Origin of the sequence: Alkalicoccobacillus porphyridii (genome assembly GCF_007293315.1) — a bacterium.
In the GTDB taxonomy this organism is placed as follows: domain Bacteria; phylum Bacillota; class Bacilli; order Bacillales; family Bacillaceae_D; genus Alkalicoccobacillus; species Alkalicoccobacillus porphyridii.
Map to the genome: position 1 here is coordinate 1 of NZ_VLXZ01000353.1, position 249 is coordinate 249.

The 249-nt window shown below is 36.9% G+C and carries 1 protein-coding gene; it reads right to left on the reverse strand.

Annotated elements, in window-relative coordinates; genetic code table 11:
- Positions 1-37: 37 nt before the first annotated feature.
- The coding region (locus FN960_RS24560; RefSeq protein WP_143850856.1) for a hemolysin E at positions 38-249 on the reverse strand (212 nt) is incomplete at its 5' end.

The following is a 249-nucleotide window of genomic DNA, read 5'->3' on the forward strand; positions in this document are numbered from 1 at the left end:
CCTTATACCTTGAGTACATGGAGAGAATAATAGCTTATCAGACTTCAGGTACCTCAAAGAGTGTCTTTTTACCGTGTCTTTTCTGATACTCATTACAGGTGTTAATCATTTTTTTGGCCGCTTCTTTTAGCAAAGAAAGCATTAAATCATCATAATCAACATAGAATCTGGTTGTTTCAGTTTCCGTTTTTATCTCCCCGATGGCGACTATTTCGGTGGTTAATTTCAATTTGGCGGCATCGATATCTT